Raw genomic sequence first — 16,447 nt, forward strand, 5'->3', positions numbered from 1 at the left:
CCGAAAGCTTAGTTGACGGTCTTGTCGACCAGCTTGTTCTTGCCGATCCAGGGCATCATGCCACGCAGCTTGGCGCCGACCTCCTCGATCTGGTGGGCGTCGTTGTTGCGGCGGATGCCCTTGAAGCGGGCCATGCCGGAACGGTATTCCTGCATCCACTCGGAGGTGAACTTGCCGGTCTGGATGTCCTTCAGCACGCGCTTCATCTCGGCCTTGGTCTCTTCCGTGATGATGCGCGGACCGGTGACGTATTCGCCCCACTCGGCCGTGTTGGAGATCGAGTAGTTCATGTTGGCGATGCCGCCTTCATAGATCAGGTCGACGATCAGCTTCACTTCGTGCAGGCATTCGAAATAGGCCATTTCCGGCGCGTAGCCGGCTTCCACCAGCGTCTCGAAACCGGCGCGGATGAGCTCGACGAGACCGCCGCAGAGAACGACCTGTTCGCCGAAGAGGTCGGTTTCGCACTCTTCCTTGAAGTTGGTCTCGATAATGCCCGAACGGCCGCCGCCGACGCCGCAGGCATAGGAGAGCGCGAGCTCAAGCGCATTGCCGGATGCGTTCTGGTGAACGGCGACGAGGCAGGGAACGCCGCCGCCCTTCTGGTATTCGCCGCGCACCGTATGGCCGGGGCCTTTCGGCGCGATCATCACGACGTCGACCGATGCCTTCGGTTCGATGAGGCCGAAATGGACGTTGAGACCATGCGCGAAGGCGATCGCGGCGCCGTCGCGGATGTTCGGAGCGATTTCCGACTTGTAGATGTCGGCCTGCAGTTCGTCCGGGGTCGCCATCATCATCAGGTCGGCCCACTTGGCGGCTTCGGCGACGGTCATCACCTTGAAGCCGTCGGCTTCTGCCTTCTTGGCGGTCGCGGAACCCGCCTTCAGCGCGATCGCGACGTTCTTGGCGCCGGAATCCTTCAGGTTCAGCGCATGCGCGCGGCCCTGCGAGCCATAGCCGATGATGGCGACGTTCTTCGCCTTGATGAGGTTGATGTCGGCATCCCGATCATAATAAACGCGCATCGTTTTTCCTTCCCTATGCGTGTGTCCGTTGGTGTCTTTCACCGTCCAGCGAAAGCGCTCAGCGCATCCGCCGATTGCTTCTGCGTGCCGTGCAGCGTCAGGAAGGCTTCCACAGCCCTCTCGGCCTGGCGCGCATTGTCCTTGAGGCCGGGCTCGCCGAGCAGCATGCGCACATGCAGGTCGGAAACGATCAGGCCGTAAAGCGTGTGATAGGCGGCGTCCGCATTATCGAAACGCAGGAGCCCTGCCCGCTTGCCCTGTTCGATCAGCGCGATCGCGCGCCGGTCGATCTGCCGGCGGCCATGCTCGAGCAGCAGCTTGCCGAGCTTGGACCCTTCGCGGCTGGACTGGCCCACCGCCAGCCGGTTGAGCGCCAGCGATACGTCGCCGGCCAGGACCTCCAGCAGATCGCGGGCAAAAAGTTCGAGATGTTCGCGCAGGAGGTCCGCTGTCAGCCGTTCGCCGGGACGCTCATGGGTGCGCACCTTGCTCGCCTGGTAGGCGATCATCGCGGACAAAAGGCCGTCGCGGTCGCCGAACCACTTGTAGAGGCTTTCCTTGGAGCAGTTGGCGGCGCGCGCCAGGCCGGAGGTCGTCAGCGCCTTTTCCCCGCCCTGCACGAGCAGCCGAAGCGCCTGCTCCAGAACGGCGTTCTGGCGGGGCGAAAATTCGGGCATATCGGCGGCGTCGGGTCTCACAGCGGCATCCTCTTGCGTACCGTACGGTACGGTTCTGCTCGTATAAAGCATTCGATGCCGCCGTCAAGCCTGTTTTTGACGTGCCGTTTTATCTTCGGTGGACGAAAATATTTCGCAGGAGCAACGAACGTTATTCCGCTGCGGCGCTGTCGCGGATCGCTTCCGTATCCCGCGCCGGCGACAGGCCATAGAGGCGGCTGTATTCGCGGCTGAACTGCGACGGGCTCTGGTAGCCGACGCGGTGGCCGGCATTGCCGGCATCGAGCCTTTCCACCAGCATCAGGCGGCGGGCCTCGTGAAGCCTGAGGCGCTTCTGGTACTGAACCGGGGTCATGGCGGTGATCGTCTTGAAGTGATGATGGAAGGAGGACACGCTCATGCCGACCTGTTCCGCAATATCCTCGATACGCAGCGGCTGAGCGAAATTTTCCCGAAGCCAGGCAATGGCGCGCGCGATTCTGTTGCCTTGCTTGTCGGCGACGGCAATGTTGATCAGCTGGCCTCCGGCCGGCCCCGTGAGGAGGCGATAAAGAATTTCCTGCTCGATCAGCGGCGCCATCGCCGCGATGTCTCCTGGATTATCGAGCAAGCGCAGCAACCGCACCGCAGCGTCAAGAAGCTCCGGCGTCGCATGGTTGACGGCGATCCCGCGCTGGCTGACGGCAGACGCGGACGGCCGCTCCATATGGTCAAGGCTGAGCAGATTGAGCAGCCTTTCGCTATTGATGGCGAGCGTCAGGCAGAAATGCGGCGTCTCCGGGCTCGCCTCGACGACGCGCCAGACCACGGGAAGGTCAAGCGATGTCAGGAGGTAGTGGCCTGGCCCGTAATCGATCGTATCCGTTCCAAGCTCCACGCTTTTCGAGCCTTGGATGACCATGGCCAGACAGGGACGGTAGCTGCCATGGCAAGGCACGCTCGGCGTGGAGCGGCGGCTGATCGCGAGGCCTTCGATAGCCGTCTGATATTCGCCGTCGCCCGACGTGTAGCGGGCTGCGATCGAAGCTATTTCCTGATAGGGGGTGAATGGCAAGGTCATGGGAAACCCCTTCTCTGCAGGCGGCACGGCTTTATGCCGCTGCTATCTAAAATGCCTTTGTCCGTCCGCAAATAGCCGGCCCGCTCACTTTTGCAGGATCGTGCAAGAAGATCGCAGGATCGATCTAACGCCCTTGCCCGTCGCGGAGGCATAGTCCGCCTCGTCCAATTCCCTCCCGAACCAACAGATGAATGGAGCTCTCCATGGCTATTGCTAGAGGCTATGCAGCAACCGACGCGTCGAAACCCTTGACGCCCTTCACCTTCGAGCGCCGCGAACCGAATGCCGACGACGTGGTCATTTCGATCGAGTATTGCGGCGTCTGCCACTCCGACATCCACCAGGCGCGCAACGAATGGGGCATGTCGAAATATCCGATGGTCCCGGGTCACGAGATCGTCGGCACAGTGACGGCTGTCGGCTCGTCGGCGACCAAATTCAAGATCGGCGACCGGGTCGGCGTCGGTTGCTTCGTCGATTCCTGCACCCAGTGCGCCGCCCGCGATCTCGACTACGAGCAGTATCTGCCCGGCCTCGTGCAGACCTACAACGATGTCGAGGCCGATGGAAAGACGCCGACCCTTGGTGGCTATTCCGACTCGATCGTCGTCAAGGAAGGCTACGTCCTGTCGATCCCGGACAACCTGCCGCTCGAAGCCGCAGCCCCCCTGCTCTGCGCCGGCATCACGCTTTATTCGCCCCTTCGCCACTGGAATGCCGGTCCCAGCAAGAAGATCGCGATCGTCGGCATGGGCGGGCTCGGCCACATGGGCGTCAAGCTGGGCTCTGCGATGGGTGCCGATATCACAGTGCTTTCCCAGACGCTCTCGAAGAAGGAAGATGGCCTGAAGCTCGGCGCCAGGGAATATTACGCGACCGGCGATGCCGAGACCTTCACGAAGCTCGCCGGCACCTTCGACCTGATCATCTGCACGGTCGGCGTGGCGATCGATTGGAACGCCTATCTCGGTCTTCTGAAATTCGACGGCTCGATGGTCCTGGTGGGCGTTCCGGAACATGCCGTGCCCGTGCATGCCTTTTCCGTCATCGCCGGCCGCAAGAGCCTGTCCGGTTCGATGATCGGCTCGATCAAGGAAACCCAGGAGATGTTGGATTTCTGCGGCCGGCACGACATTGTCTCCGAAATCGAGAAGATCGCCATCCAGGACGTCAACGAAGCCTATGAGCGCGTGCTGAAGAGCGACGTCCGCTACCGCTTCGTCATCGACATGGCCTCGCTTGCGGCCTGATAAAACCGAAGAGTAACGCGCGGGCCGTCCTGGCTGAAATGTGGAGGAGCCGCTTGCAGGAACCCGCTGCAAGCGGCTCTCTTCTTTTCGGAGACCTGCCGAATTCGATTGCCGCAAAAGTATGGTTTTGCGATCCTGTCAACAGTCACTTTCATCGACATCGAAGCGAGATCGGCTATGAAAACGGTAACTGCCGGCGTTCTGGAAGTCGCATACTTTGAAACAGGACCCAGGAATGGATTACCGACCATTCTTCTTCATGGTTTTCCCTATGATGCCCATGCGTATGACGACGTTGTCCAACGCCTGGCATCCCTGGGCCATAGATGCATTGTCCCCTTTCTCAGAGGCTTTGGACCGACACGCTTCCTTTCGGCCGAAACTCCCCGTTCCGGTGAGCAAGCGGCTCTGGGCGCGGATCTACTCGCACTGATGGATGCGCTCTCGATCGGAAACGCCGTTCTTGGAGGATATGACTGGGGCGGCCGTGCCGCCTGCATCGTCGCCGCTCTCTGGCCGGAGCGCGTACGCGGCCTGGTCAGTTGCGGCACCGGTTACAACATCCAGAATATCGCGCGCGCGGGAAACCCGGTCCCGCCGGAGGAAGAGGCTCGATACTGGTACCAATATTATTTCCATTCGGAGCGCGGCAGAAAGGCATTACAGCAAAATCGCCGCGATCTCTGCCATTTCATTTGGAAACTGTGGTCTCCGACATGGGCTTTTGACAGCGAAACCTTTGATCGCACTGCCGCGGCTTTCGACAATCCCGACTTTGTCGAGATCGTCATTCATTCCTATCGCCATCGCTTTGGGGGCATTCCAGGGGACCCCGCCTTACAGGCGATAGAGGCCGGTCTGGCGAAGCAGCCGCGCATTGCAATACCGGCTATCGTCATGCAGGGCGCCGATGACGGGGTCGATCCGCCCACTCCCGTCGATCATGATGCGGAGCATTTCACTGCTTCATATGAGCGGCGGATCGTTGCCGGTGTGGGCCATAACCTGCCGCAGGAAGCTCCCGGCGAATTTGCAACCGCGCTGCATTCTCTAGCGAAGAGTTTCTGAGCAATCCTCCGGACCGCCGCTTCACATCACGAGAGCTCGCCCTCGTCGAACTTTTGACGCGCGGCCTTTACGGCCGGGTGGTTTTCCTCGGCCCATTTCAAAACCTTGGAAAGCGGTTCGAAGAGCGAATGGCCGAGCGCCGTCATCCGGTATTCGACGCTCGGCGGCTTGGTCGGAAAGACTTGCCTGTCGATATAGCCGTCGCGCTGCAGGTCGCGCAGCGTCTGGGTCAGCATCCGCTGGGAGATGTCCGGCACCAGCCGGCGCAGCTCTCCGAAGCGATAGGGCTGGCGCGCCAGGGCCTCCAGAAGCAGCGTCGACCATTTGCCGGCGATCCGGTCGATCACGTTGCGGACCGGGCAATTTCCCGCGTCCCAACCGCTCGTGCCGCATTCCTTTTCATTGAGGCGAGGCTTCTCTGCCGTATGCAGGACCATGGGTGGTTCCCTCGAAGTAACGATCTCCCTAAAAACTGCCTCCTTTACAGCACGGCGTCAATTCCTATTCTAGCGCTGGTCTCTTTTTGAGACTAATATTCAGTACCGCGCTAACGCGCCGGTCCAATGGTTGAAAGGAAATGCTCATGACCAGACTTCTCGTCACCGGCGCCACGGGAAAACTCGGCCGCGCGGTCCTGCGTCACCTTCTGGAGACGTCGAAGGTCGCGCCCGGGAACCTCGTTGCCGCCAGCCGCGATCCTCAAAAGCTTTCGGAATTCGCGGCCAAAGGCATCGAGACGCGCGCTACCGATTTCGACGACGAAGCTGGTCTGGTGAAGGCTTTCACGGGCATCGATCGCGTGCTGATCATCTCGACGGACGAGCTGGCGACTCCCGGCAAGCGTATCGCGCAGCACAAGACAGCCGTTTCCGCGGCGGCCAAGGCCGGCGTCAGGCACATCGTCTACACATCCATGCCGAACCCGGACAGATCGCTGGTCAGCTTCGCTCCGGACCATCTTGGCACCGAGGAAGCGATCAAAGCGAGCGGCACGTCCTACACGATCCTGCGCAACTCCTGGTACGACGACAACTACCTGATGTCGATGCCGCACAATCTAAAGGTCGGCACCTGGTATACGGCCATGGGAACGGGCAAGGTCGCCAACATCACCCGGGACGACTGCGCCCGCGCGGCTGCGGCGGCGCTCGCCGATCCGCCGGCCGGCAATCAGATACTCACCCTCACAGGTCCCGAATCGCTCAACGCGGAAGAGATCGCGGCACGCGTCTCCAAAGCCGCCGGCAAGCCGCTCGACGTCGTGCATGTCACCGACGAGCAGCTCACCCAGGGCCTGACCGGCGCGGGCCTGCCGGATTTCGTGGCCAAGATGCTGGTTTCGGCCGATGCCAACATCCGTGCGGGCAACTTCGATCTGGTGACCGGCGATTTCGAAAAGCTGACCGGTGCAAAGCCGCAGGCCCTCGCCGCCTACCTCGAAACGCAGAAAGCGGCGCTGACCGCCTGACGCAGGCCGCCAATCGCCGGATTGCAAATCTAAAGAATCCGATGTAATTAGATCAATAATCTAATTTTTATCAAAATCGGAGAAAATGATGCGCAAGATCGGTCTGATCGGTGGGATGAGTTTCGAAAGCACTTCCGTCTACTACCGCCTGATCAACGAAATGGTGCGGGACCGCCTCGGCGGTCTCGCCTCCGCCGATCTTCTCCTTCATTCCGTCAATTTCGCCGAAGTGGTCGAAATGCAGAAGGCCGGCCGCTGGGACAAGGCGGCAAGGCATCTCGCCAGAAGCGCCGTGAGCCTTGAAGCCGCCGGCGCCGAATGCGTGCTGATCTGCACCAACACCATGCATCTCGTCGCTTCCGAGGTCCAGGCCGCCGTCGATATTCCCCTCGTCCATATCATCGACGAGACGGCCAGGGCGCTGCAATCCCGGGGGCTGAGGCGCCCGCTCCTGCTCGCCACCCGCTATACGATGGAGCACGGGTTTTATACCGAGCGGATGAAGACGCTCGGTATCGACGTCATGGTGCCGGATCCCGATGACCGCACCGACATCCACAACGTCATCTTCGGCGAACTCTGCGCCGGCACGGTGCTCGATGCGTCGCGGGCCCGGGCGATCGCCATGATCGAGAAGGCCAAGGCCGAAGGTGCCGACAGCATCATCCTCGGCTGCACGGAAATCTGCCTTCTGCTCGACCCGGAAAACCTGCCGCTCCCCTGCGCCGATTCGACGGCGATTCACGCCAGAGCGGCCGTGGATTTCGCCCTGGGCGAAAACACGATCGATCAGGTTGCCGCTTAATTTATTTGACTCCGTCAAATAAATATTGGACAGAGTCTCCTACATAGGAGATTCTGCTCATGATCGCGCCCGAAACCATCGAGACCATTCGCGCCTTCAACCGTTTCTATACGAACAAGATCGGCGTACTCGCCAAGGATTACCTGGCCACGCCCTACACCCTCACCGAGGGACGCATTCTTTATGAAATGGGAGCCCGCGAGCGCGTCTCCGCAACGGAACTCAACCGCGATCTCGGGCTGGACCCTGCCTATTTGAGCCGTATCCTGAAAAAGTTCCGCGAGGCTGGCTTCATCGAAAGTGAACCCGATCCGGCCGATAAGCGCAGCCAGATCCTCAATATCACCGAAAAGGGGCGGGAGATCTACGAGACGCTCGGCGAACGCTCCCGCCAGCAGATCGCCGACGACCTCCGGAACGTCGACGAAGCCGGACAGGCAAGGATGGTCGGCGCAATGCAGGCGATCCGGGTGACCCTCGATCCCTCCACGGCAACCCCGCCCGCGCCCGTCATCATGCGGCCTTACCGCATCGGCGACATGGGCTGGCTCATCGAGGCGCAGGCCACGGCCTATGCCCGGGAATATGGCCTGAATGAAAAATTCGAAGCGTTGATCGCAGAAGTGGCCGGCAAGTTCATCGCCAATTTCAATCCGGAACGCGAGCGTTGCTGGATCGCCGAACGCGACGGACAAAGAGTTGGCTCCGTGCTTGTGGCGGATGGCGGCGGCGACACGGCAAAACTGCGCCTTCTCTATCTCGACCCGTCCGTCCGCGGCCTCGGGCTCGGCCGAACGCTGGTCGAGCAATGCATCAAGTTCTCGACCTTAGCCGGCTACAAGAAGCTGTCGCTCTGGACCAACGACATCCTGACGGCGGCGATCCACATCTACGAAAAGGCAGGTTTCCGGCTTGTCTCCGAGGAGAGGCATGCCATGTTCGGCCCGGAATGCAACGGCCAGACCTGGGAGCTGGACCTGAGCGAAGCCAAGCTTTCGGCGGCTTAAACCGTCTGGCCGCAGGCTCGGCGGAAGCGGCGCACGGTTTCCGCCATGCCGTATTCCAGCGCGTCCGCCGTCAGTCCGTGGCCGATGGAGACCTCGGCGAGCTTCGCAATGCGTTTGACGAGCGCCGGCAGGTTGGCAACCGTCAGATCGTGCCCCGCATTGACAGCAAGCCCTTCCGCAAGGGCGGCATCCGCCGTCTGCCCCAGCTTTTCGAGGATTTCCGCACCAAGCTCCGGATTGTCGTGGCAGCCGCCATAAGGTCCCGTATAGAGCTCGATCCGGTCGGCGCCGGTCGCACGGGCGAGCTTCACCGCCTCAACATCGCCGTCGCCATCGGCAAACAGCGACACCCGCATGCCCTTCTTTTTCAGCCGGGCGACGATCGGCTTCAGGAGTTCCCCCTGCGCCCGGAAATCGAAGCCGTGGTCGGAAGTCGCCTGGGCTGGTTCGTCCGGCACCAGCGTCACCTGCTCCGGCTCGATCCGCTCGCAGAGCGCCAGGAAATCCTCGCTCGGATAGCCTTCGATGTTGAACTCGGCCCCGGGGAACTCGTCATCGATGAGCGCCCGGATGACCGGCAGGTCGGAAAAGCGGATATGCCGCTGGTCGGGGCGCGGATGCACGGTGAGCCCCGCAGCGCCCGCCCGGAGCGCAATGCGCCCCAGTCCCTCGACGCTCGGCCAGGGCAGATCGCGGCGGTTGCGCAGCATCGCGACGGCATTGAGGTTCACGGAAAGCTTGGTCGGCATGGCGATATCCCGTCTTCAGAAATCGCCCCGCTTTTAGGCCATGTGCCGGCGGATGACCACCGACTTTGGGCAATTGCATCTATCAAGAGTTTTCATAAGCGGGAATAGCGAACCACCGGGGCTATCATTTTCCGAAATTCTAAGTAACGTATTGCTAATGGAATTTGCCGGATTTGCCCGCGGGCTTGGCGCGGAGGCGCACCTAAGGAGGCAAATTGACCAAGGAAGCCATTCCGCAGGATCAAGAGCGCCCGATACGCAGCGACACCGATCGGACAGGATCCGAAGACGGCGTCTCGACCGCCTCCGACCATGCCGATTTTCTGCCGCGGATATTCCTACCCTTCGAAATGCCCGGAAAGCCGGTGGCGATCGCCGAGATGGCGGACCTGTTCGGCGTCACCCATCGCACCCTGCATTTCTACGAGGAAAAAGGCCTGCTCGCCGCAAGGCGCTCAGGCACCATGCGCGTCTACGGCGCTAAGGACATCCGGCGCATGGCCGTCATCAATGCCTGCCGGGAGATCGGCATTCCGGTCGCGGTAATCCAGGACCTGATGGAGGAACTCGCCGCTGCGACATCGCAGGCCGAAGCCGATAATATCTTCCAGAGCGCGCTGGCGCGCCGCAAGCGGGAGCTGACGGCGGACATATCCAACATTCACCGCCAGATGCAGCAGATCGAAACCCTGCTGAGCGGCGAGGAAGAGACGCCGGAAACCTCCAGGCCCGCCCCGCCGCCGCTGACCGACATGGAAAAGCGGTGCCTCGCGCTGATGGCGGAAGGTTATTCCGCGCCGCGCCTTGCCCGCGCTCTCGATCTCGAATTCGAGACGCTCAGGGCGATGGAAGACGGCATCATCCAAAAACTTGAGGCGACCAACCGCTATCAGGCGGTCGCCAAGGCGCTCCTGCTCGGCATCGTTTCGAACTGATCAGCGCACCACGGTCAGCGTTTCGGCGGCGCGGGTGATCGCGGTGTAAAGCCAGCGCTCGCGCGTGTCGCGGAAGGCGAAGCTCTCGTCGAACAGCACGACGTTGTTCCACTGCGACCCTTGAGCCTTGTGCACGGTCAGCGCATAGCCATAGTCGAACTCGTCGTAGCGCTTGCGGGTCGACCAGGGGATTTCCTCCTCGCTTTCGAAGGCCTGCTTCAGGAGCTTGATCTTGGCGGCGCCCCGGTCCATGTCGTCGTCTTCCGGACGGATCATCAGGTTGATGCCGGGTTTCACCGTCTCCCGCGACGAACTCATCACCTGCCAGAGCGAGCCGTTGAGCAGGCCCTTGGCCGGGTCGTTGCGGAGGCAGACGAGCTTGTCGCCGGATTGCGGATATTCCGCGGTAAAACCCTTCAATTCCCGGAGCCGCTGATTGTAGCGCTTGCGGGTCCTGTTGGTGCCGACCAGCACCTGATCCGCCTCCAGCACCAGCGGCTGGGTCACCTCGTTGCGGGAAATCACCTTGGCCGTACCGTAATCGCCATACATGATCTCCTTGCCCTCGCGCACGTCCATTGCGAGCCGGATGATGGGGTTGTCGCGGGCCTGGCGATGGATTTCCGTGAGGAGGTAATCCGGCTCCTCTTCGGTGAAGAAGCCGCCGCCGGAGACGGGCGGCAGCTGGCCCGGGTCGCCGAGCACCAGGATCGGCGTGCCGAAGCTCATCAGGTCGCGGCCGAGCGCCTCGTCCACCATCGAGCATTCGTCGATGATGATCAGCGCCGCCTTGGCGACGGGGCTCTGGCGGTTGATGGAAAACATTGGCGCGATGGAGGTCTTGCCGGTTTCCTCGTCCTCCACCGCCTCCTCGCCGCGCGGCCGGTAGATCAGCGAATGGATGGTCTTGGCGTTGCGGGCGCCGCGCGAGCGCAGCACCTGCGCCGCCTTGCCCGTAAAGGCCGCGAAGAGAACGTCGCCGTCGACATTCTCCGCGAAATGCTTGGCAAGCGTCGTCTTGCCGGTGCCCGCATAACCGAACAGCCGAAAGATCTGGCTGCGTCCCTCTTTCAGCCAGCGCGAAACGGCCTTGAGAGCCTCATCCTGTTGCGGTGCAAATTGCATGACCGCGACTTGGCAGGATTCGAGGAGAAATCGCAACCGAAAAAGAACGAAAGAGGAATCGGAGTCAGAGAAGCGCACGGAAATCGCCGCCTTTGGCGCCCGTCGCTGTTCAGTCTCCGCGGACCGCCTATGATGCGGCATGAACATTCTGATTCTCGGCGCAACCGGCTTCATCGGCTCCGCGATCCTGCAACGGCTCGCGGCCGAGGGACACCACGTTACCGGGCTCGGGCGAAATCCACAGAGGGCTTGCCGCAAGTGGCCTGCAGCCGAATGGGTGAAGGCCGATCTCTCGGAACTTTCGGCTGCCGCCTGGCGTCCCTTGATCGAAGATCAGGATGTCATCGTCAATTGCGCCGGCGCCCTTCAGGACGGCCCTTCGGACGATCTTGCCGCCACCCAGGAAAGAGCCATGCTGGCGCTTTACGAGGCGGCGCAGGCGGCAGGCGGCAGGCTTATCATCCAGATTTCCGCCCGAACGGACGGCGCGGCGGCAAACCTTCCCTTTCTCGCCACCAAACGCCGGGCCGACGAAGCTCTCGCCGCAAGCGCCCTGCCCTTCATCATCCTGCGCCCGGCACTGGTTCTCGGCCGCAATGCCCATGGCGGCACAGCGCTTCTAAGATCGCTGGCAAGCTTCCCTGGCCCGTCATTGCCGCTCGTCCATGCGGAGAGACCGGTGGAAACAGTCTCGCTCGATGACGTGGCGGCATCCGTATCTCTTGCAATCGGCGGCGGCATCCCTCTCCACAGTGACCTCGATCTTGCCGCCGAAAGGAAACTGACGCTTTCGGAACTGGTCGGGATGCATCGCGCCTGGCTGGGTTTGCCTCCTGCACGCATCATCCCTTTGCCTGCTTCCGTGGCGATGCCTGTCAGCCTTGCTGCCGATCTCGCCGGCCGGCTCGGTTGGCGCTCTCCGCTGCGCTCCACGGCCATGGCGGTCATGTCGGAAGGCGTCGTCAGCACAAGGTTGCAGCCGGCCGGCCTTAGTCTGGCGGATGCCGCAGCGACGCTCGCCGGTCACCCAAGCGGCGTGCAGGACCTCTGGTTCGCGCGACTCTATCTCATGAAGCCGGTCGTGATTGTGACGCTGGCGCTCTTCTGGCTGCTATCGGGCGCAATCCCGCTCTTCGACCTGAATGCGGCGGCCATGCATTTCCCGCCCTTCCTGTCCGCCTCCGCGGCGACGACATTGACGATCGTCACCTGCCTGATCGATATGCTGCTCGGGCTTGCCGTCCTCTTTCGTCCCTTCGCGCGAAAGGCCTTGGCCGGGATGATTGCCGTCAGCCTTGCTTATCTCGCCGGCGGCACGCTCCTGGAACCGCAGCTCTGGCTCGATCCGCTCGGCCCCCTGGTCAAGGTTCTGCCGTCGATCGTTCTCACGCTCGTCTCGCTCGCCATTCTGGACGAACGCTGATGGATATCGAAAACCTGCTGCGTCTTGTCCACGTCATCGGAGCCGCAGTGCTGCTCGGAACCGGGGCGGGCATCGCCTTCTTCATGGTAGTCGCCCGCAGGACGAATGACCCGAAACTGATCGCCCACACGGCCGGCACGGTCGTGCTTGCCGATACGGTATTCACGGCCACGGCCGTCATACTGCAGCCGATCACGGGCTATCTGTTGGCGAGCCACATCGGCTGGTCGCTGACCGAAGGCTGGATCGCGCTGTCGCTTATTCTCTATGTGGTGACAGGTTTCTTCTGGCTGCCGGTCGTCTGGATACAGATCCGGCTGCGTGATCTCGCCCGCCTCGCCATGAAGAGTTCCGCGCCATTGCCCGCCGAATGGTTCCGCCTCTACCGCATCTGGTTCGCCTGCGGTTTTCCAGCCTTCTTCGCCGTTATCGTTATTTTCTGGCTGATGCTGACCAAACCGGACATTGCGCTGTTCTGACCAGGCTGGGCTTATGTTTCACTGCTGCCGTTCGACCAGGTTGGCCAACTGCTCGATGACCGTGCCCCAGCCGTCGAAGAAGCCCATCTCGTCGTGCATCTTCCGGTCCTCAGGGCTCTTGTGCATCACATGGGCGGCGTACTCGGTGCCCTCGGCATGGTCCTTGAAGGTGGTGATCGCCGTCATGAAGGGATGCTCCGCCGGGCGCCAGCCGCCGGTCAGCGCATTGGTGAAGACGATCCGCTCCTGCGCGTCGGCGGCCAGGAAACAGGCGCTGAGATGCGGCACGAATTCGCCGCCGTTCTCGCTCATCCGGGTTTCGAAGGCGCCGCCCGGCCGGATATCCATGACAACCACCTTGCAGAGCGCCGGCGCCGGGATCCACCATTGCTCGAAGGTCGCCGGGTCCGTCCAGGCGTCCCAGACAGCCGCGCGCGGTGCCCTGATGATCCGCGAGATGGTGAGGTCGAGATCCGGATTGAAATCCCGCGTCATTTACCTTGCTCCCTTTTTTGCTGTGCCCGAAGGAATTCCTCTTTCGCCAGAACGAGCTGCTCCAACCGGTCGGTGCGGGCTTCCCAGATCGCCCGCTGTTCGGAAAGCCAGCCCTCCAGCATCGCAAATCGCGCCCTCTCCAGCGAGCAGGTACGCACCCGACCTTCCTTGCGCGTGCGGATGAGGCCACTCCCTTCCAGGAAACGGATGTGCTTCATGAAGGAAGGCAGCGCCATGTCGAAGGGGGCCGCAAGATCGCTGATGCTTGCCGGCCCATGACCCAACCGCCCGAGCACCGCCCTTCGAGTGGGGTCGGCCAAGGCCTGAAAGACGTCATCCAGTTGGCTTGAATAGTTCTCCATGAGGCTAAGTATCATTTTCGAAAACTTAGCTCAAGGGATAAGTTTTCGAAAATTCAGGAATAGCTTCGACTAACCAAGGGGATATACAACCGATCATGAGAGAGGGCAGATCCAGACGAGGGCTGCAGAGCCTCACCGCAGCGGATCGTTGGCAAGCTCGATTGGCTTGCCGTGCGGCGTCGCCTCTGCCGCCCGCTGCCAGCTCTGTTGCAGAGCCAGAATGGTTCCGGCGTCGGCAACGCCTTTCTCCACCAGGAGACCGGAGAGGGCCGCGACCCAGCGGTCGAAATAGTCGCTGCCGTCTTCGGCGCGTCCGGGCTTGTGCACCTCGGCCGAAAGTGCCTCGGCCCACTCGCCCCAGGTGAACAGCCCCCTCTCGTTGAGATGCACGGCCATGGCGAAGGCTTCCGCCGCCCAGGGCTCGGGGAATACAGGATCGCCTTCCGGTGACTTCGGGAGCCCCGGAGACCGCGCAAGTTCGGGCGGAACGTCACACCCGCTCAAGATAGCTCTCCCAGGCATCGATCGAAACGGTGAGCGTTGGATCGGCACCCTCGCCCCAGATCTCACCGCCGTCGAAGACGACCGTATAGACCCATTGCGGGTTCTCGCCTTTGCCATGGGCGTTGTCGTCCGGAAAAACGTAAAATCCTTGGACCGCCTCCACGACGCCCGTCCTGGCGCGGGCGTAACGCGGCAGCCGCGTATGGGTCGCGGGATTGAAATTCTTCGTCCGCACCCTGTCTCCAGGCTGGAAGAGCGGTTCCGCTTCCACCGGTCTGTCGCATGGCCCACCGCTCGCAAGCACGCCGGGAACCATGTCTGCCGTCATGATGCGTTTCGGCTTCGCGGGCTCGATCTGCTTATGGCCGGCATCGATCTCCGCCCGCGTTGCGAACCCATGCCGTTCGAGCAGCACTTCCAGCGCCCGCGTCCATATCTCGTAATAGCTCGCTGCGAGATAGTCCGCCGGGGGCACGTTTTCGCGTGCGTGCCGGCTCTCGTCGATCGACCAGACGCCGAAAGCACCGCAGGAAAGCGTGATGCCGAGTGCCCGCTTCTCCCATTCGGCATGAAAATAGGGCTCGTCCCTTTCGGGCGAAACCGGTCCGAAACCCATCTGCCCACCGAGATCGTGAGGTCCGTTCATGGCCTTCCCTCCTCGGATTCGGCCCCCGCAATCGCCGTACCGATCATCGCATCGCGGCTGACGAGCTTGACGAGTTCCTCCTCGCTCATACCCCCAGTCCCCTCCGGACGTTCGGGAATGACGAGATAGCGCAGTTCCGCGGTCGAATCCCAAACGCGGATCTTTTTGGCCTCCGGCAGCCTGAGCCCGAATTCGGCAAGCACGCCGCGCGGATCGATGACGGCGCGCGAGCGATAGGCCGGCGCCTTGTACCAGACCGGCGGCAGGCCGAGCACCGACCAGGGATAGCAGGAGCAGAGCGTGCAGACGACGAGGTTATGCGTGTCCGGCGTGTTGAAGACGGCGCGCATATGCTCGCCCTGCCGCCCGGTATAGCCGAGGCTCGCGATCGCCGCCGTCGCGTCCCGCTTCAGCCAGTCGGAAAAATCCGGATCGCTCCAGGCCCTGGCCACCACATGGGCGCCGTTGCGCGGACCGATCTTCGTTTCGTAGGTCTCGACGATGGCATCGATCGCCGCCGGATCGATCAGGCCCTTTTCCGTCAACACCGTCTCCAGCGCCCTCACCCGAGCCTGCATGTCAGTGTAGCGGTTGTCGTGGTGGTGCTCGTGATCGTGGTCGTGATGATGATGGTCTGTAGACATGACGATCTCCTTCACTTCAGCATCGGCCAGAGGCTCGCAACGAGCAAGACTGCCATGGTGATGTTGAACCACTTGAGCCGTACCGGCACGGAAAGCCACTCCCGCAGTGCTGAGCCGAAGCCGGCCCAGGTGGAAACGCTCGGCACGTTGACGACGGCGAATGCGAAACCGACCAGCAGCACGGTTGGAAGATAGTAGTCCGGATCGGTATAGGTGGCCATCGCCGTCACCGCCATGACCCAGGCCTTGGGATTGACCCATTGGAAGGCGGCCGCGCCGAGAAAGGTCATCGGCCGCGCGCCCGTCTTGCCGTCTGAGAGGCTGCGCGACGTGCCGATCTTCCAGGCGATCCAGACCAGATAAGCACCGCCCGCGAATTTCAGCGCCGTGTAGACAGCCGGCAAGGTCTGCAGCAGCGCCCCAAGCCCGAGCCCGACCGCGATCAGCAGCGACAGGAAACCGGCACCGATACCGAGCATATGCGGAATGGTGCGGGCGAACCCGAAATTCACGCCGGATGCGAAAAGCATCATGTTATTCGGCCCCGGCGTGATCGAGGTCGTGAAAGCGAATAGAACGAGGGCCAGAAAGGTTTCCAGCGACATGATGTCTCCCCAGGCGCCAAACGAACCCCGAATCTTTTCGCCGCCTCTTTTGCGGGCGGGTGAATGCCGGTGATAGGATCGTTACAGACGATCCGCAAGGGGAACTTGGAAGCTTGG

General features: G+C 62.0%; 20 protein-coding genes. 8 read left to right on the forward strand and 12 right to left on the reverse strand.

The features are described from left to right. Window positions 1-8 precede the first annotated feature (8 nt). The 3 genes from ilvC to ACMGE0_RS23610 form a co-directional block, all read right to left on the reverse strand. Window positions 9-1,028: a ketol-acid reductoisomerase gene (gene ilvC / locus ACMGE0_RS23600; protein WP_436818337.1), complete on the reverse strand. Its 1,020-nt coding sequence runs from the start codon at window positions 1,026-1,028 to the stop codon at window positions 9-11. A gap of 38 nt (window positions 1,029-1,066) precedes the next feature. Further along, window positions 1,067-1,705 (reverse strand): TetR/AcrR family transcriptional regulator C-terminal domain-containing protein, encoded by a 639-nt coding sequence (locus ACMGE0_RS23605; RefSeq protein ID WP_436818381.1) that lies wholly within the window; start codon window positions 1,703-1,705, stop codon window positions 1,067-1,069. Between the two features lie 151 nt (window positions 1,706-1,856). Further along, on the reverse strand, window positions 1,857-2,765 hold the full coding sequence (locus ACMGE0_RS23610) for an AraC family transcriptional regulator (RefSeq protein ID WP_436818338.1): 909 nt from the start codon (window positions 2,763-2,765) through the stop codon (window positions 1,857-1,859). Between the two features lie 203 nt (window positions 2,766-2,968). Here ACMGE0_RS23610 and ACMGE0_RS23615 point away from each other — a divergent pair, with 203 nt between their 5' ends. Together ACMGE0_RS23615 and ACMGE0_RS23620 are read left to right on the forward strand one after the other, a co-directional pair. Continuing rightward, window positions 2,969-4,015 (forward strand): NAD(P)-dependent alcohol dehydrogenase, encoded by a 1,047-nt coding sequence (locus ACMGE0_RS23615; protein WP_436818339.1) that lies wholly within the window; start codon window positions 2,969-2,971, stop codon window positions 4,013-4,015. 177 nt (window positions 4,016-4,192) lie between these two features. Further along, a complete protein-coding gene (locus ACMGE0_RS23620) occupies window positions 4,193-5,083 on the forward strand; it encodes an alpha/beta fold hydrolase (protein ID WP_436818382.1) in 891 nt (296 codons plus the stop codon). A 26-nt stretch (window positions 5,084-5,109) separates the two neighbouring features. Here the strand turns inward: ACMGE0_RS23620 and ACMGE0_RS23625 are convergent, their stop codons facing one another. Continuing rightward, entirely contained in the window at window positions 5,110-5,520 is a 411-nt protein-coding gene (locus ACMGE0_RS23625; RefSeq protein ID WP_436818340.1) for a winged helix-turn-helix transcriptional regulator, read from the reverse strand. Window positions 5,521-5,666: 146 nt separating this feature from the next. Between ACMGE0_RS23625 and ACMGE0_RS23630 the strand changes: the two genes are divergently transcribed. The 3 genes from ACMGE0_RS23630 to ACMGE0_RS23640 all read left to right on the forward strand — a co-directional run bounded on the left by ACMGE0_RS23630 (window position 5,667) and on the right by ACMGE0_RS23640 (window position 8,363). After that, complete coding sequence (locus ACMGE0_RS23630; protein WP_436818341.1) at window positions 5,667-6,551, forward strand: SDR family oxidoreductase; 885 nt, start codon at window positions 5,667-5,669, stop codon at window positions 6,549-6,551. A gap of 88 nt (window positions 6,552-6,639) precedes the next feature. Beyond that, a complete protein-coding gene (locus ACMGE0_RS23635) occupies window positions 6,640-7,356 on the forward strand; it encodes an aspartate/glutamate racemase family protein (RefSeq protein ID WP_436818342.1) in 717 nt (238 codons plus the stop codon). 59 nt (window positions 7,357-7,415) lie between these two features. Then, window positions 7,416-8,363, forward strand: a complete 948-nt coding sequence (locus ACMGE0_RS23640; RefSeq protein ID WP_436818343.1) for a bifunctional helix-turn-helix transcriptional regulator/GNAT family N-acetyltransferase — start codon at window positions 7,416-7,418, stop codon at window positions 8,361-8,363. Here the strand turns inward: ACMGE0_RS23640 and ACMGE0_RS23645 are convergent. Further along, window positions 8,360-9,112: a pyridoxine 5'-phosphate synthase gene (locus ACMGE0_RS23645; protein WP_436818344.1), complete on the reverse strand. Its 753-nt coding sequence runs from the start codon at window positions 9,110-9,112 to the stop codon at window positions 8,360-8,362. The two genes, ACMGE0_RS23640 and ACMGE0_RS23645, sit on opposite strands and share 4 nt — an antisense overlap. Window positions 9,113-9,366: 254 nt before the next feature. On the opposite strand from ACMGE0_RS23645, the gene ACMGE0_RS23650 reads away from it, so the two are divergent. Further along, a complete protein-coding gene (locus ACMGE0_RS23650; RefSeq protein WP_436818383.1) occupies window positions 9,367-10,047 on the forward strand; it encodes a MerR family transcriptional regulator in 681 nt (226 codons plus the stop codon). On the opposite strand, the gene ACMGE0_RS23655 is transcribed toward ACMGE0_RS23650, so the two are convergent. Continuing rightward, window positions 10,048-11,172, reverse strand: a complete 1,125-nt coding sequence (locus ACMGE0_RS23655) for an ATP-dependent DNA helicase (RefSeq protein ID WP_436818345.1) — start codon at window positions 11,170-11,172, stop codon at window positions 10,048-10,050. Between the two features lie 139 nt (window positions 11,173-11,311). Between ACMGE0_RS23655 and ACMGE0_RS23660 the strand changes: the two genes are divergently transcribed. Both ACMGE0_RS23660 and ACMGE0_RS23665 read left to right on the forward strand, forming a co-directional pair. Then, complete coding sequence (locus tag ACMGE0_RS23660; RefSeq protein WP_436818346.1) at window positions 11,312-12,595, forward strand: SDR family oxidoreductase; 1,284 nt, start codon at window positions 11,312-11,314, stop codon at window positions 12,593-12,595. Then, window positions 12,595-13,074 (forward strand): DUF2269 family protein, encoded by a 480-nt coding sequence (locus ACMGE0_RS23665; RefSeq protein ID WP_436818347.1) that lies wholly within the window; start codon window positions 12,595-12,597, stop codon window positions 13,072-13,074. Before ACMGE0_RS23660 ends, ACMGE0_RS23665 begins: the two co-directional genes overlap by 1 nt. Window positions 13,075-13,092: 18 nt before the next feature. Here ACMGE0_RS23665 and ACMGE0_RS23670 read toward each other — a convergent pair whose 3' ends face one another. From ACMGE0_RS23670 to ACMGE0_RS23695, 6 genes are all read right to left on the reverse strand, one after another. Continuing rightward, window positions 13,093-13,569: an SRPBCC family protein gene (locus ACMGE0_RS23670; RefSeq protein ID WP_436818348.1), complete on the reverse strand. Its 477-nt coding sequence runs from the start codon at window positions 13,567-13,569 to the stop codon at window positions 13,093-13,095. Next, window positions 13,566-13,931 (reverse strand): ArsR/SmtB family transcription factor, encoded by a 366-nt coding sequence (locus ACMGE0_RS23675; protein WP_436818349.1) that lies wholly within the window; start codon window positions 13,929-13,931, stop codon window positions 13,566-13,568. The genes ACMGE0_RS23670 and ACMGE0_RS23675 overlap by 4 nt, the downstream gene beginning before the upstream one ends. 132 nt (window positions 13,932-14,063) lie before the next feature. After that, complete coding sequence (locus ACMGE0_RS23680; protein WP_436818350.1) at window positions 14,064-14,435, reverse strand: nitrile hydratase accessory protein; 372 nt, start codon at window positions 14,433-14,435, stop codon at window positions 14,064-14,066. After that, the gene (gene nthB, locus ACMGE0_RS23685; RefSeq protein WP_436818351.1) at window positions 14,422-15,081 is read right to left on the reverse strand and encodes a nitrile hydratase subunit beta; all 660 of its coding nucleotides are present in this window, start codon (window positions 15,079-15,081) and stop codon (window positions 14,422-14,424) included. Before nthB ends, ACMGE0_RS23680 begins: the two co-directional genes overlap by 14 nt. Then, complete coding sequence (gene nthA / locus ACMGE0_RS23690) at window positions 15,078-15,725, reverse strand: nitrile hydratase subunit alpha (protein WP_436818352.1); 648 nt, start codon at window positions 15,723-15,725, stop codon at window positions 15,078-15,080. Before nthA ends, nthB begins: the two co-directional genes overlap by 4 nt. A gap of 11 nt (window positions 15,726-15,736) precedes the next feature. Continuing rightward, a complete protein-coding gene (locus ACMGE0_RS23695; protein ID WP_436818353.1) occupies window positions 15,737-16,330 on the reverse strand; it encodes a LysE family translocator in 594 nt (197 codons plus the stop codon). Window positions 16,331-16,447 lie beyond the last annotated feature (117 nt).

It is taken from the genome of Neorhizobium descurainiae, from assembly GCF_051400715.1.
GTDB lineage: Bacteria > Pseudomonadota > Alphaproteobacteria > Rhizobiales > Rhizobiaceae > Neorhizobium.